Consider the following 14,333-nt stretch of genomic DNA (forward strand, 5'->3'; position numbering starts at 1 on the left):
CCGAGTGGAATTTAAGCTACGCTAGGCGGCCACGTCCAGCATCGCCGCCTGCGTTTCAGCGATCCAGCCTCCCCCCAGCACGCGCTCGCCATTGTAGAAGACAGCAGCTTGCCCTGGTGCAACCCCCAACTCTGGCGTATCGAAAATCAACTTTCCGTCATCCAGCCGCGCAGGCACGGGCCGCGCCATCGACCGGACCTTGGCCGTCAGCGGCCCGGAAAAATCACGACCCAACCAGTTGATGTCGGTAAGCGATGCCGATGCAACGGCAAGCGCCGCCTTTGGACCCACCACCACGGCCTTGCGCGCCGGATCCAGGCGAACGACATACAGCGGCGCTGCCTGTCCGCCGATCTCCAGCCCTTTACGCTGGCCAACGGTGTAGTGGATCAGTCCGCGATGCTGACCCAGCTCCCGGCCATCGACATGCACTATCGGACCGCCTTCGTCAGCGTCGGGGCGGACGCTCCGTACGATTTTTGCATAGTCGCCATCGGGAACGAAGCAGATGTCCTGACTGTCCGGCTTCATCGCAACCGCAAGCCCCAGTTCCTCTGCAATCGCGCGGACTTGAGGTTTCGGCATGCCACCCAGCGGAAAGCGGAGATAATCAAGTTGCTCCGCAGTGGTTGCGAACAGAAAATAGCTCTGGTCACGTGCAGCATCGACGGCGCGATGGAGTTCCGGCCCGTGCGCGCCCATCACCCGGCGCACATAGTGACCAGTCGCAAGGCAATCCGCGCCCAGGTCGCGGGCAAGTGCAAACAAGTCGGTGAACTTGACGCTCATATTGCATTTCACGCAAGGGATCGGCGTACGGCCCACCATATATTCGTCGGCAAAGTCAGCGATCACAGAATCACGGAATTTGCTTTCATAATCAAATACATAGTGCGCGATGCCTAGGCGATCTGCAACGGCTCGGGCATCACGAATGTCCTGCCCCGCGCAGCAACTTCCCGTCCGCCCGGTTGCCGCGCCATGATCGTAAAGCTGAAGCGTGACCCCAATCGTTTCCGCGCCGGTGCGTGCCGCCAGCGCCGCAACCACGCTGGAATCCACGCCGCCCGACATGGCGACGACGATCCGCCGTGCCGAAAATGGCGGCTCCAGTTGAAAATCACCCTGCATGATGGCTCGCCCATAGCCTGAAAATACACGGCTTTCTACCCTTCTTAACGACGTCTTCAGACCCCCTAACAGGTGATGACCGGCCGATTTACCGGGCCTTATCCTTTCTCCTCTACAACGACTTTCATGGATTTGAGTTTTTCCAGGATGTTGGCCCTTAAGGCTACCGGCGCATTGCCACCGGGGGCTGTATGGACCGCCGATCTTGCCGTTCTGCTCGCCGCTTCGTCGGCGCAACAGGCAGGCAGCCCGACGGCACGCCGCATGGCATCTTTCCTGCGGGGGCAGGAGCGGCAGGACGATAAAATCCATGTCCTCGCCGGGATATTCGGCGCGGACACGAAAATGGGAACGAACGGCGTGATCGACGCCGCTTGTCTCGCGGGCAGCTTCAATCCGCTGGTCGCACAGAATCTGACGGTGGGGAGAGAGTAGTGAAGATGGCGTTTACCGTGGCGCTTTAGCCGATGTTCAGCGCTGTGTTGCACAAGTGACCGCATGTTCCGACCGGTGGAAATCCGGAAGAGCCGGAACCCGGTGCCGTTATTGAGGTGAGAATGTTCGAGAATCAGAAAATACGCCCCGCACAAGTTGTTGGCCCCCTGGGCGAACCGCTGACCCTCGACAGCCTGCCACCGGCCGGCACGACGCGCTGGGTCGTTCGCCGCAAGGCAGAGGTGGTTGCCGCAGTAAACGGTGGCCTGCTGACGGTCGACGAAGCCTGCGCCCGTTATTCGCTGACGCTGGAGGAATTTGCCGGGTGGCAGCGCGCTGTCGATCGATCGGGCATGCCGGGCCTGCGCGTGACACGCATCCAGCACTATAAGTCGCTGTACGAGCGCCAGCAGAAATTCTGATCCCAAGTCCGTGAGAGGATGAAGCCGGCCGCCTGCCCTGCGCAGGCGGCTATTTTTATTCGTATCGCGCCAATACTTTGCCGACCGAAATAATCTTTTGCCCGAAACATGGAACGCCCCGCCCCGTCCGCCGTTTAGCTCCTCAGATTAGCCGGGCTGGGGGATGCTTGGACGGAGGAGAACATCATGAACCTTATTATCTGGCTCGTAATTGGCGGCGTAATCGGTTGGCTGGCCAGCATTGTGATGCGCACGGATGCGCAGCAGGGCATTTTCCTGAACATCATCGTCGGGATCGTCGGCGCGTTTCTGGCAGGTCTGGTCCTCAGTGGCGGCACCATCAACAATAGCGACTTCAGCCTGTCGTCGCTGATCGCGTCATTCATCGGTGCAGTGGTATTGCTCGCTATCGTCAACCTGTTTCGTCGCGGCAGCGTGCGGTAACCGCACGCTCAGGCAAACCTTCTAAAAGGCTCGCCGATCGGCGGGCCTTTTTTTTGGGTCGTCTGCCGAACGAATCTCCTCATGGCACATCGAACTATGAGTGTGATCGTTCCGCAACAGTATCACTTCGATCGCTCACATTTGCCCCGTTATGGGTGCACCTGCGCTTGCAAATGATTGTAAACCGGATCAATCATCCTTGGGGCGCTGCATAGAACAACGATTATGATGATACCGTTTTCTTGCTTGAGAACGGTGCTATATTCAGATAATACAGCTTGCAGGATGCGGAGGCTCAGGTCGCTTGATTTGGCTGCCATGCAGAAGAGTGGACCAGCATGAATTACGAAACACATTTTGCGAGCGATGTCGACATGGAGCGTTTTGATCCCGAGACGCTTCGCGCCCGCAAGCGCCGTCGAATTTTTCTTGCGCTGATCGTAGCTGCAGTGGTCGTTATCGCTGCTACTCTCTTGTTTGGCCGGAACAGCGGTGCTGGGGATACCGGTAGTGCCGGAGCCACGGTCGTGGCGCCCGTCGTCACCGTGCTAAGTCCTGGGCAATCCGCCTTTCAAGGTACAGTGACAGCCACCGGGTCACTTAATGCACGGATCGATATGCCGGTTGGTGTTGTTGGAGAAGGCGGTGAAGTAGTCCGCGTGCTGGTTCAACCCGGCGATTGGGTGAAGGCTGGACAGTCGCTTGCCGTGATCGAGCGCTCGGTTCAATCTGAGCAGGCACGTTCGTTAGCGGCGCAAATAGGCGTTGCACGGGCGGATGCCAAGCTTGCCAAAACGCAGTTGGACCGCGCGCGTCAGCTCGTTGGACGTGGTTTTATTTCACAGGCGGACATCGATCAGCGCGAAGCAACGCTCGCCGCTGCCAATGCGCGTGTCGGCGTAGCCGAAGCACAGCTTGCCGAGCAGCGCGCGCGTAATGGTCGTCTCGACATCCGCGCCCCCGCCTCCGGTTTGGTCCTGACACGCACTGTCGAGCCTGGGCAAGTCGTGGGGGCCAGCAGCGGTGTCCTGTTCCGCATCGCCAAAGATGGTGCGATGGAATTGCGCGCCTTGTTGAGCGAAGCTGATCTCGCCCGCGTCCGAGTCGGCGTGCCGGCTGCGGTAACGCCGGTCGGCGGAAATCAAAGCGTGAAGGGCCATATCTGGCAGGTCGCGCCAGTGGTGGACCCGGTAAGCCGGCAGGGCATCGCCCGCGTCGCCGTTCCCTACACCCCTGTGATCCGTCCGGGTGGCTTTGCAGCCGTCAGCATCGTCACCAGCACGGGGAATGCGCCAATGTTGCCGGAATCCGCGGTGTTGAGTGATCCCTCCGGCAACTATGTCTACATCGTCAATTCAAAGAATATGGTGGAACGCCGCTCCGTTAAAGTCGGACAAGTGTCCAGCAGCGGCGTCGCGATCAGTAGTGGCCTGACCGGGCAGGAAAAGGTGGTTGCATCCGCTGGCGCATTTCTGACGCCGGGGCAGAAGGTGAAGCCCGAATTGCAAAAGGCCGCACGCTGACGGAAATCCTCAGCGGCGCGGTCAAATGACATTATACGAGGGGCTTGCCCCTTGCGAATAGAGGCAGAGAGATGAGCTTCCGCAACATATCGGCCTGGGCCATTCGCAATCCGGTGACGCCGCTCGTGCTGTTCGCAGCGCTTTTGCTGGCAGGCATCGTCAGCTTCATGCGCATGGACGTTAATAACAATCCCGACATCAGCTTTCCAGCCGCACAAGTGATCGTGACGCAACCCGGTGCTGCACCTTCGGAGTTGGAGACGCAGGTAACGCAACGGATTGAAGCCGCGGTCCGTTCGATCAGCGGCGTCGACGAAATCACGTCGATCGCCAGCGAAGGTAGTTCCACCACGTTTGTTCAGTTCACGATCGGCACCCCCGTGGACCGCGCCGTTGCGGATGTGAAGAACGCGGTAGACCAAGTCCGTAGCGATCTGCCTGATGGCATATTGGAGCCGCAGGTCGTGCGCGTCGACATCGATGGCGGACCAATTGCCTATTTCAGCGCCGAGGGTACGGATATGACGCTGGAAGAACTAAGCTGGTACGTCGACAATACCGTGGCGAAACGGCTGCTTGGTATCCAGGGAATGGCCGCCGTCAAGCGAAGCGGCGGCGTTAGCCGTGAAATCCGTGTAATGCTGGACCCAGCCCGCTTGCAGGCGCACGGGATCACTGCGTCGCAAGTCAACCAGCAATTGCGGCAGGTGAACCTGAACGCTGCAGGCGGACGCGCTGAAATCGCGGGCGCTGAGCAGTCCATGCGCGTGTTGGGCAATGCGCAGGATGCTTACACGCTCGGCCAGACCCAGATAGCCATCGCTGATGGCCAGACCGTGAAACTGGCCGACATCGCAGATGTACGCGACATGTACGCCGAGCAGCGTGCCGTGGGGCTGATGAACGGGCGACAAGTGACTAGCTTCAGCCTGGAGAAGGCAAAGGGATCCTCCGACGTGACCGTCTATGATGACGCGATGAAGGAATTGGACAAGCTTGCGAAAGACAATCCCAAAGTCAAGTTCAAGCAGCTTTTCACGACGGTGGATTATACCAAGGAGCAGTATGAGTCCGCCATGGCGGCCATGGTCGAAGGTGCGTTGCTCGCTGTCGTCATTGTGTTCCTTTTCCTGCGCGACTGGCGCGCGACCCTGATTTCCGCGCTTGCCATACCGCTGTCAGCGATCCCCGCCTTCTGGTTCATGGACATGATGGGTTTTACCCTGAATGGGTTGTCGCTGCTCGCCCTCAGCCTAGTGGCCGGCGTACTCGTCGATGATGCGATCGTGGAGATCGAGAACATTGTCCGCCATATGCGAATGGGCAAGTCCGCCTATCAGGCGTCCATTGATGCGGCTGATGAGATTGGCCTTGCCGTACTGGCGACCACGATGGCAATCGTGGCGGTATTCCTGCCCGTCGCCCTGATGCCAGGAATTTCCGGACAGTTCTTCATCCAATTTGGCATGACGGTGGTCGTATCCGTGCTGATGAGTCTCGCCGTCGCGCGTCTCATCACGCCTATGGTTGCAGCCTACTTTTTAAAGGCACACGGCGAAGCGAGCCACGGCGAAGGCTGGATGATGGACCGCTACATTGGAGCGCTGCGCTGGTCACTGGACCAGCGGGCCTCCAACCGCATTCGCAGCGACGAAAAGTGGCAGCGCATGCTCGACAACGCTCACGGCACCGTCACACGCGGCTGGATACGCCTGCGTCGTCGCGTGCGCTCGTCCATCGTGGACCATCGCTTCTGGACGATGGGCATAGGGTTGCTTGCCTTTATAGCGACGGTCATAGCTTTCAGCACCTTGCCCATGGCGTTCCAGCCGACGACCAATACTGACTTCAGCGAGGTCAAGGTGGAAATGGTGCCCGGTAGCACGCTCGAACAAACTCGCGTCGTCGCGCAAAAGGTCTCCGATATGCTTTCCGCCGATAGCACGGTGGTAGAAGCGGCGTTTGCCGATATCGAACCTGCAAAGGCCGACATATTCCTGACGCTCCGGAAGGATCGACCCATCTCCTCAGTAGATTGGGAGCGCAAGGTAGCGCCGAAATTCCGCGATGTGGCAGACGCGCGCGTGAACTTTCAGTCTCAATCCGGCGGCGGCTTCGGGCGCGACATCATCATGATGTTCGGAAGCGATGACCCGGTACTGCTTGAAAAGACAGCCAATCAGTTGGTAAACGAGATGGCGGGACTTAGGGAACTGCGCGATCCCCGCGTGCAGGGCGATATGCAGCGGCCGGAAATCCTCATCAAGCCCCGTATGGATCTTGCCGCCAGCATGGGTGTGACTACACAGGCGCTGAGCCAGACCATCCGCATCGCAACCTTGGGCGACATCGACCAGAACAGCGCGCGCTTCTCGCTGTCCGACCGCCAAATCCCAATACGGGTATCCATCGCCGAGGCGTCGCGAAAGGATCTCAGCACGATAGAGAACCTACCGGTGCCGACTGCGTCGGGGGGATCAGTACCGCTTAAGGTTGTGGCCGACATCGAGTTTGGCGCGGGGCCGACGCAGATTCGCCGCTATAATCAAATCCGCCGCATTGTCGTAGGCGCAGATCTTGCGCCGGGTTTGGTGACGAGCGACGCGATGAGCAAGATCAACGAGTTGCCCACAATGAAGGCGCTGCCGAAGGGCGTGCAGAAGCTAAACGTTGGCGATGCCAAGTGGCAGGCCGAATTACTCGTGAACTTTGTGATAGCGGTGATGTCCGGCGTTCTGCTGGTGTTTGCCGTGCTCGTACTGCTCTACAAGCGCGTGATGCCGCCTTTCGTGAACATGGGTTCGCTGCTGCTTGCGCCGCTGGGTGGTGCGCTTGCCTTGCATTTAACGGGTCAGCCGATCTCCATGCCGGTGTTCATCGGCCTGCTCATGCTGCTTGGCATCGTCGCCAAGAACTCGATCCTGGTCGTCGATTTCGCCTTGGAGGAAATTTATAAGGGTGTGCCGAAATATGAGGCGATCGTAGACGCTGGTCACAAGCGCGCGCAGCCCATCGTAATGACGACCGTTGCGATGGTGGCGGGCATGGTGCCGACGGCATTGTCACTAAGCGGCGATGGCGCATGGCGACAGCCCATGGGGATCACCGTGATCGGCGGCCTGATCCTGTCCACCGCGTTGACGCTCATCATCGTGCCTGCAGCGTTCAGTCTCGCCATTGGAATCGAATCCTGGCTAGCACCGCGCCTCAGCCGAACCCTCACCTACCGTCCCGGCGACAAAGGTCCGGCCTCGGATGATGGCGTGGCCCAGCCCGCCGAATAGTTCATTGGACTTGTTACCTGAACGAAACAGCGTGTAGATCGTTTCGTGCACATGAGATTGTTCCGCTTCGACCCTGCGCCGGTTCCGCCAAGTGGCGCGCAGCGAATGCGGCTGATTGCAACGGGTATGCTGATCGTGATGGCGGCGCTGTTCGCGGTCGCACGCAGCTTTGCCCATGTTCATCCGGCCATCGGCTATGTACAGGCATTTTCGGAAGCCGCGATGGTGGGCGGACTGGCGGACTGGTTTGCGGTCACGGCGCTGTTCCGGCATCCGCTAGGCCTCCCCATCCCGCATACCGCGATCATCCCGCGCAACAAGGATCGCATTGGCGATACGCTGGCCGCGTTCCTGCGCGATAATTTTCTTACGTCGGCAGTTGTAGCGCGCCGGATGCGCCGCGTCGATGTCGCGTCTGCGGCGGGTCGTTTCCTTAGCCAGCCCGCAGGAGGCGACGGACGCTTGCGGCAAGGCGCATCGCGCATTGCGGCGGACCTGCTGGAAGCGCTGGATCAGGAGCGGCTCGGCGGGATGGCGAAGAGCGCGATCGTGCAGCGATTGCGTGCGCTCAATGTCGGTCCATTAGCGGGCCAGGCACTGGAAGCGGCAATGCGCGACGGACGGCACCGCGCAGTTCTCGACAGCATCATCCTGTGGGCGGGGCGGACGCTGGAAGGCAACGACCATCTGATCCGGGAAATGGTGCATGCACGCGCCGGGAAATTGCTGCGTCTGACTGGGCTGGATGCAAACATTGCGGATGCCATCATCAGCGGTCTGCAAAAACTTCTGCACGAAATGGGGGAAGACCCCGATCATCCCCTACGCGAGAAAGCAGAAGAAGCGTTTCAGAAGCTCGCCTCCGATCTGCAATTCGATCCCGACATGCAGGCGCGCGTGGCTGCTATTCGGGATGAAATCGTCGAAAATCCAGCCATGCAAAGCTGGATCAATGGATTGTGGGAGCAAGGGCGTGCGGGATTGCTGCGCGCGGCGCGCGATCCCTCAGGCGCGATGGCAGGACGGTTTGGCCAGGCTCTGCGGCAATTGGGTAGCACCTTGCAGGAGGACATTCGCCTGCGCACTGCGCTGAACCGCTTCGCCCGCCGCTCCGCCGTCGCTGCAACGGCGGCTTACGGCGACAATATCGTCAAGCTGGTCAGCGAGACAGTGCGCGGCTGGGATGCCGGCACCGTGACAGAGCGTCTTGAGAATGCAGTTGGTCGCGATCTACAATATATTCGTATCAATGGTACGCTGGTGGGTGGTCTGGTCGGGCTGGCTTTGCATGCAATAGACGCATTTTTAAAATGACCAACGTGGCGTCGCCAGTTCAAGGGAAATTGCGCGATGGAACCAAAAGGTCGACAACGCATTGGACGGCTGCAACTCGGTGAGGTGAGATGACGAAGCGTGTTTTGATTGTTGAGGATGAGATTTTCGTTGCCCTTGAAATCGAAGACATCGTCACGTCCGCCAGCCTTACTGTAAGCGCAATAGCTGCTGATAGCGCTGCGGCCCTCCGGGCTGCGCCTGAATCTGACATTGCTCTGGTGGACCTGAACCTTCGGGACGGCGCGACTGGTCCCGGAATCGGGCAGGTTCTGGCCGAACGCTATGGCATCAAAGTCATCTATGTAACGGCAAATCCCAGCCAGATTGGGTCCGCCTCCGCTGCCGCGCTTGGAGTCATAACAAAGCCGTTCCGAAGCAGTACGATCAAGGCGGCGTTAGCGCTGGCCTCGCAAGACAATGACAATGAAGAGCTGGATTACGCGGCGATTGCCGGATTTACGCCTTTTTTGCCGCGTCTCGGCTCATTGCGCGGGTCGGAATATTCAGAATGACGTTGAGGCCATCCGACCGCCAATCTCGTTCGATCGTTCCGCCTAGCTGACGCTCTACACTAAGAGAAATCAACCGCGACCCGAAGCCGGTTTGTACAGGCGCGGCAACAGGTGGGCCGCCCTCTTCGCGCCAATGCATGACACACATGTCGTCCTGGCTGCTCGTTTCTACGACAACCCGCCCACGAAGATCGGATAGCGCGCCATATTTCGCGGCGTTAGTGGCGAGTTCATGGAACAACAACGCCAGCGGTGTCGCGGATCGATCATCAACGACCTGATCCTCACCAGTGATCGCGATCCGCTTATTGTCCGCAGATTGATAAGGCTCGAACAATTGCTCTAGCACGCCGAACAGGCTGTTTTGCCCGATCGCTGATGCGGAGTCGGCACTATGCGGACGAACGTAATCATGCGCGCGCCCAAGCGCGGTCACCCGATCCCGGAGCTGATCCGCCACATCGCTGATTTCGGGCCTCTCCCTTGCGGAAAGCCCGATCAAACCGGCTATCACCGAGAATATGTTCTTGATGCGGTGTGAAAGCTCATGCGCGATCATCTCGCGCTCCTCCATCTCCCGCTTGCGCTCGTGGATGTCGGTGCATGTCCCGAACCAGCGCGTGATGTTTCCGGTCTCGTCGCGGATCGGCAACGCACGACCCAGGGTCCAGCGATACTGGCCGCTATGATGACGCAACCGGTACTCGATCTCATATGGCTCGCCGGTCTGCAACGAATGGTCCCAATGCCTCCAGGCGTTCGCCTGATCGTCGGGATGGAACATGCCGTTCCATTCCTCGCCATCGGTCGATCCTGTGGGCATACCGGTGAATTCATACCAGCGCGCATTGTAATAGTCGTGATAACCATCAGGCCGCGTCGACCAGACCATTTGCGGCATAGTATCGGCCAGCGTCTGAAATCTGATCTCGCTGTCTTTCAGCGCGCTGGCTCGTATTTCCGCATCACGCAGTTGCAGGCGGTCCCTCCTCCGCGCCTCCAGAAAGGCAGAGACTTGCCGACCGAGGAGCATCAACCCCTGGCTCTGGAGAGGCGTTAATCCTTCGCGCGGCACGTAGTCGATGACGCACAACGCCCCTAACGGTATGCCCTCGGCGCTAATCAGCGGCGCACCTGCGTAAAAGCGAATATGTGGTGGGCCAGTGACCAACGCATTGTCCGCAAAGCGCGCGTCCAAGGCCGCATCGGGGATAGTGAACAACTGATCGCCCAGCATGGCATGAGCGCAGAAGGACACGTCACGAGGTGTTTCGCTCACATCTAAGCCGGTACGCGCAAGAAATCGCTGACGCTCGTCCTCTACAATACTGACGAGACAGGTCGGCGTACCGCACAGAGCACTGGCGAATGCGGTGATTTCATCGAGTTCAGCAAATTCCACCGAATCAAGATCATATTCGCGCAACAAAGCGAGGCGATCGGTCATGGTCGGCGACGTCTCAGCCATCGCTGATGCGTTCGATGTCGGCTCCGACAGCGGACAATTTCTCTTCCAGCCGCTCGTAACCCCGATCCAGATGGTAGACCCGGCTTACAACCGTTTCGCCTTGCGCCGCCAAGCCGGCCAGGATCAGGCTCATCGAGGCTCGCAAGTCAGTCGCCATGACGGGCGCGCCGGTCAGCCGCTCGACACCGCGCACGATGGCGGTGCGACCGTTCACGCTGATGTCCGCACCCATGCGCGCCAGTTCTGGCACATGCATGTAGCGGTTCTCGAAAATCGTTTCGGTCAACACGCTCGCGCCGTCTGCCAGTGTAAGCATCGCCATGAATTGCGCCTGCATGTCGGTGGGAAACGCGGGAAATGGCGCTGTTGAAATCGTCAGTGGTTTCAGCTTGCCTTCAGCGGCGATGCGGATGCCGTCAGCCAACTCCTCGACATGAACGCCTGCTTCGCGCAGGGTCGTCAGGATTGCATGCATGTCGCTATAATTCGCACCAACGAGATCAAGGCTACCCCCGGTGATTGCGGCAGCACAGGCATAGCTGCCCGCCTCGATGCGATCGGGCATGACGCTGTAGGTCGCGCCGTGCAGGCGCTTTTTGCCATGGATGGTGAGCGTTCCGCCGCCGATCCCTTCGATCTCCGCTCCCATCGCGACCAGCAGTCGGCACAGGTCAACGATCTCAGGCTCACGTGCCGCATTTTCGAGCACACAGGTGCCGTTCGCCAGCACAGCGGCCATCAACGCATTCTCGGTCGCGCCCACGGATACCACGGGGAAGCTGAACGTTCCGCCGGGAAGGCCCCCGTCCGGCGCACTCGCCCGGACATAACCCGCCGCGATTTCGATTATGGCCCCGAACGCCTCCAGCGCTTTCAGGTGCAAGTCGATCGGGCGGTTGCCGATCGCACAACCGCCGGGCAGCGACACCGTCGCCTCGCCCGCACGTGCGAGCAACGGCCCTAGCACTAAAATCGAGGCGCGCATCTTGCGCACGATGTCGTAAGGGGCCTCCGTCGACGTCACGCGTCCGGCCCGCAGCGTCATCACCCGACCGAAATCCTCCGGCCGCGCGCCTTCGATCATCGTCGACACACCGAGCTGGTTCAGCAGGTGCCCGAAGCTGTCCACGTCGGCAAGACGCGGCAGGTTGCGCAACGTTACCGGCTCGTCCGTCAGCAGTGCACAGGGCAGCAGGGTAAGGGCGGCGTTCTTCGCGCCAGAGATAGGAAGGCGGCCATTGAGGCGGGCGCCGCCATGAATGCGAATTTGGTCCATCGGACTGCTTCATAAGGCTTAACGCTACCTATGCAAGGCAGCGGGATCTTCAAAAAAATTTCGCCGGCGGCATGCTCTACAAGGGCTTGAATATAAATCCTCTTCTCGTCCGTTATTGTTGATCGAAGTTAATGCAACTTTCTGCGATGCAGCCAAAAGCCCACTAAGGCGTTCTGCCTCCGTAACAACATCACTACTGAGGGACACGCGTGACGGGAAGTTGTTTCGCCGAACGACTGGAAAAGCATATTTCGCTGAATGATGCAGAGCGCAAGGCGCTCGCTCGTCTTGAAGAGACGCAGCGCAAGGTAAAGCGCGGCGCCGTTATTCAGCGTGCCAACGACCCTGTATCCGAACTGTTTGTGCTGCGGCACGGCCGGGTGATGAGCTATGTCATCATGCCCGACGGTAGCCGTCAGATACTGCGTGTGTACTTCCCCGGCGACTTTATTGGATCGGCCAGCACCATCTACAGCAAGGCGCCGGAGTCGCTGGTGGCGCTTGCCGATTCCGTGCTGTGTCCGTTCGACAAGGCCGGGCTTCGCGTCCTGCTGGAAGAACATCCGCGCGTCGCGGCGCTGATGTTCATGCTGTCGCAGACTGAGCGGGTCGCTCTTACCGACCGGCTGGCTTCACTGGGACGGACTTCGGCAAAGGCGCGAGTTGCCGCCTTCCTGCTCGACATCATCCACCGCCTTCGTGTCATGAACGACGATATCACCGACACGTTCGACTTGAAGCTCACGCAGGAGGAAATCGGCGACGCGATTGGCCTAACGTCGGTGCACGTCAACCGGATGATACGCCAGATGGAGGCGGAAGGCCTCATCCGGCGGTCGAATGGGTCGATCACGCTTCTCAACGAGCAGAAACTCGCGTCGATCGGTCACTATACCAATCGCTATACCGACTTCGATCTCACCTGGTTACCCGCGGCCTGATACGCCACGGTCGTCGGTCATGCCAGAAGTTCGACGTCCCAATACAGCCAGTCATGCCAGCTTTCGTGCAGGTAGCCCGGTGGAAAAGCACGGCCATGTTCCTGCAACTGCCAGCTTGTCGGACGGATCGGCTGCACATGCAGCCGCATTCCCGCTTCGCGCGGCGTGCGACCACCCTTTCGCAGGTTGCAGGGGGAGCAGGCTGTGGCGACATTCTCCCATGTCGTACGCCCACCCGCACGGCGCGGCACGACATGATCGAATGTCAAATCATGCGGCGATCCACAATATTGACATGCGAACTTGTCACGCAGGAACAGGTTGAAACGCGTAAAAGCAGGATGTTCGGACGGTTTCACATATTGCTTCAGCGCAATGACCGAGGGGATCTTCATCTGGAAGCTCGGCGAGTGCACTTCTCGCTGGTAGGTGGCGATGATGTCCACCCGCTCCAAGAATACGGCCTTGATCGCCGTTTGCCAAGGCCAAAGGCTCAAGGGATAGTAACTCAGCGGCGTGTAGTCTGCATTCAGAACCAGCGCCGGGCAACTTTCCGGATGCCGTATCAGGTCGGGATGGTACATAGAAAAACCTTTTCCCCAGTCCGTCGCGCTGATCGCTGATAAGCGTGACAGCGGCATGACAGCATTAACCTATATCGCCCGTCAAGAGCCTGTATGATCTCCACCACCATGCCACCGCATATTGTGACTCGCTTCGCACCCAGCCCTACCGGACGCCTTCATATCGGGCATGGCTGGTCCGCGCTGATGGCGCATGATCGGGCGCGAAAAAATGGCGGCGTGTTCCGCCTGCGGATTGAGGATATCGACGGCGCGCGCAGCCGGGAGGAGCATGTCACAGGTATCATCGAGGATTTGGCGTGGCTTGGGATTACATGGGATGGCGAGGTCGTCCGACAATCGGACCGGCTCCCCGTCTACGCCGCTGCGCTCGACCGGCTGAAAGCGATGGGACTGGTTTATCCCTGCTTCTGCACCCGTGCCGATATTGCCGCATCCGCCTCCGCGCCGCACGGACCCGAAGGCGCGATCTATCCCGGAACATGTCGGGCTTTGCCGCTGGCCGAACAAGTCGCCCGCTTTGAGACGACGCCGTGCGCCTGGCGGATCGACATGGCGAAGGCAGTGGCATTGGTGGGCCGCCTTACGTGGGAGGATGCCGGCCACGGCACGATTCTGGCCGACCCTCTGGGGGCAGGCGATGTCGTGCTCGCGCGAAAGGATGCGCCGACCAGCTATCACCTCGCCGCCACTGTGGACGACGCGGCGATGAAGATCAGCTTCGTGCTGCGCGGTCGCGACTTGATGGGGGCGACCGACATTCACCGCCTCTTGCAGGCGCTGCTCGATTTGCCGACACCGCTTTACCGGCACCATAGCCTGCTGATCGGCCCGGACGGCAAGCGCCTCGCCAAGCGGAGCGGCGGCATTCAATTGGCGGAAATGCGCGATGCGGGCGTCGATCCGGCGCGGCTTCGCGACGATCTTCGACGCGGTGTGTTTCCGGTTGGAATTTCGGTGCGGGATACCTAGATTGCA

13 protein-coding genes are annotated in these 14,333 nt (G+C 59.7%); 9 read left to right on the plus strand and 4 right to left on the minus strand.

Annotation, left to right across the window (positions count from 1 at the left end):
* Positions 1-21: 21 nt before the first annotated feature.
* Positions 22-1,131 carry a tRNA 2-thiouridine(34) synthase MnmA gene (gene mnmA / locus C1T17_RS17050; RefSeq protein WP_104954458.1) on the minus strand — a complete coding sequence of 370 codons (1,110 nt, stop codon included), beginning with the start codon at positions 1,129-1,131 and terminating at the stop codon, positions 22-24.
* Positions 1,132-1,257: 126 nt separating this feature from the next.
* Between mnmA and C1T17_RS17055 the strand changes: the two genes are divergently transcribed.
* From C1T17_RS17055 to C1T17_RS17085, 7 genes are all read left to right on the plus strand, one after another.
* Positions 1,258-1,566 (plus strand): hypothetical protein, encoded by a 309-nt coding sequence (locus C1T17_RS17055; RefSeq protein WP_189338392.1) that lies wholly within the window; start codon positions 1,258-1,260, stop codon positions 1,564-1,566.
* 122 nt (positions 1,567-1,688) lie between these two features.
* Entirely contained in the window at positions 1,689-1,988 is a 300-nt protein-coding gene (locus C1T17_RS17060) for a DUF1153 domain-containing protein (protein ID WP_104954459.1), read from the plus strand.
* 186 nt (positions 1,989-2,174) lie between these two features.
* Positions 2,175-2,432: a GlsB/YeaQ/YmgE family stress response membrane protein gene (locus C1T17_RS17065; protein WP_104954460.1), complete on the plus strand. Its 258-nt coding sequence runs from the start codon at positions 2,175-2,177 to the stop codon at positions 2,430-2,432.
* A 338-nt stretch (positions 2,433-2,770) separates the two neighbouring features.
* The gene (locus C1T17_RS17070; protein ID WP_104954461.1) at positions 2,771-3,955 is read left to right on the plus strand and encodes an efflux RND transporter periplasmic adaptor subunit; all 1,185 of its coding nucleotides are present in this window, start codon (positions 2,771-2,773) and stop codon (positions 3,953-3,955) included.
* Positions 3,956-4,026: 71 nt separating this feature from the next.
* The gene (locus C1T17_RS17075; protein WP_104954462.1) at positions 4,027-7,239 is read left to right on the plus strand and encodes an efflux RND transporter permease subunit; all 3,213 of its coding nucleotides are present in this window, start codon (positions 4,027-4,029) and stop codon (positions 7,237-7,239) included.
* Between the two features lie 51 nt (positions 7,240-7,290).
* Positions 7,291-8,553 (plus strand): DUF445 domain-containing protein, encoded by a 1,263-nt coding sequence (locus tag C1T17_RS17080; protein WP_104954463.1) that lies wholly within the window; start codon positions 7,291-7,293, stop codon positions 8,551-8,553.
* An 89-nt stretch (positions 8,554-8,642) separates the two neighbouring features.
* Positions 8,643-9,086: a response regulator gene (locus C1T17_RS17085; protein WP_104954464.1), complete on the plus strand. Its 444-nt coding sequence runs from the start codon at positions 8,643-8,645 to the stop codon at positions 9,084-9,086.
* Here the strand turns inward: C1T17_RS17085 and C1T17_RS17090 are convergent.
* The gene (locus tag C1T17_RS17090) at positions 9,031-10,554 is read right to left on the minus strand and encodes a PAS domain-containing protein (RefSeq protein ID WP_104954465.1); all 1,524 of its coding nucleotides are present in this window, start codon (positions 10,552-10,554) and stop codon (positions 9,031-9,033) included. The genes C1T17_RS17085 and C1T17_RS17090 overlap by 56 nt on opposite strands.
* Complete coding sequence (gene murA / locus C1T17_RS17095; protein WP_104954466.1) at positions 10,547-11,830, minus strand: UDP-N-acetylglucosamine 1-carboxyvinyltransferase; 1,284 nt, start codon at positions 11,828-11,830, stop codon at positions 10,547-10,549. Before murA ends, C1T17_RS17090 begins: the two co-directional genes overlap by 8 nt.
* Positions 11,831-12,039: 209 nt before the next feature.
* Here murA and C1T17_RS17100 point away from each other — a divergent pair, with 209 nt between their 5' ends.
* Entirely contained in the window at positions 12,040-12,771 is a 732-nt protein-coding gene (locus C1T17_RS17100; RefSeq protein WP_189338393.1) for a Crp/Fnr family transcriptional regulator, read from the plus strand.
* 17 nt (positions 12,772-12,788) lie between these two features.
* Here C1T17_RS17100 and C1T17_RS17105 read toward each other — a convergent pair whose 3' ends face one another.
* Positions 12,789-13,355, minus strand: a complete 567-nt coding sequence (locus C1T17_RS17105; protein WP_104954467.1) for an HNH endonuclease — start codon at positions 13,353-13,355, stop codon at positions 12,789-12,791.
* A 93-nt stretch (positions 13,356-13,448) separates the two neighbouring features.
* Between C1T17_RS17105 and gluQRS the strand changes: the two genes are divergently transcribed.
* A complete protein-coding gene (gluQRS, locus tag C1T17_RS17110; RefSeq protein ID WP_104954468.1) occupies positions 13,449-14,327 on the plus strand; it encodes a tRNA glutamyl-Q(34) synthetase GluQRS in 879 nt (292 codons plus the stop codon).
* Positions 14,328-14,333 lie beyond the last annotated feature (6 nt).

The organism is Sphingobium sp. SCG-1 (assembly GCF_002953135.1).
GTDB lineage: Bacteria > Pseudomonadota > Alphaproteobacteria > Sphingomonadales > Sphingomonadaceae > Sphingobium.

Coding starts and splice junctions, on each gene's coding strand:
- mnmA (WP_104954458.1), bottom strand. CDS start 1,131: ATGCAGGGTGATTTTCAACTGGAGCCGCCATTTTCGGCACGGCGGATC.
- C1T17_RS17055 (WP_189338392.1), top strand. CDS start 1,258: ATGGATTTGAGTTTTTCCAGGATGTTGGCCCTTAAGGCTACCGGCGCA.
- C1T17_RS17060 (WP_104954459.1), top strand. CDS start 1,689: ATGTTCGAGAATCAGAAAATACGCCCCGCACAAGTTGTTGGCCCCCTG.
- C1T17_RS17065 (WP_104954460.1), top strand. CDS start 2,175: ATGAACCTTATTATCTGGCTCGTAATTGGCGGCGTAATCGGTTGGCTG.
- C1T17_RS17070 (WP_104954461.1), top strand. CDS start 2,771: ATGAATTACGAAACACATTTTGCGAGCGATGTCGACATGGAGCGTTTT.
- C1T17_RS17075 (WP_104954462.1), top strand. CDS start 4,027: ATGAGCTTCCGCAACATATCGGCCTGGGCCATTCGCAATCCGGTGACG.
- C1T17_RS17080 (WP_104954463.1), top strand. CDS start 7,291: ATGAGATTGTTCCGCTTCGACCCTGCGCCGGTTCCGCCAAGTGGCGCG.
- C1T17_RS17085 (WP_104954464.1), top strand. CDS start 8,643: ATGACGAAGCGTGTTTTGATTGTTGAGGATGAGATTTTCGTTGCCCTT.
- C1T17_RS17090 (WP_104954465.1), bottom strand. CDS start 10,554: ATGGCTGAGACGTCGCCGACCATGACCGATCGCCTCGCTTTGTTGCGC.
- murA (WP_104954466.1), bottom strand. CDS start 11,830: ATGGACCAAATTCGCATTCATGGCGGCGCCCGCCTCAATGGCCGCCTT.
- C1T17_RS17105 (WP_104954467.1), bottom strand. CDS start 13,355: ATGTACCATCCCGACCTGATACGGCATCCGGAAAGTTGCCCGGCGCTG.
- gluQRS (WP_104954468.1), top strand. CDS start 13,449: ATGATCTCCACCACCATGCCACCGCATATTGTGACTCGCTTCGCACCC.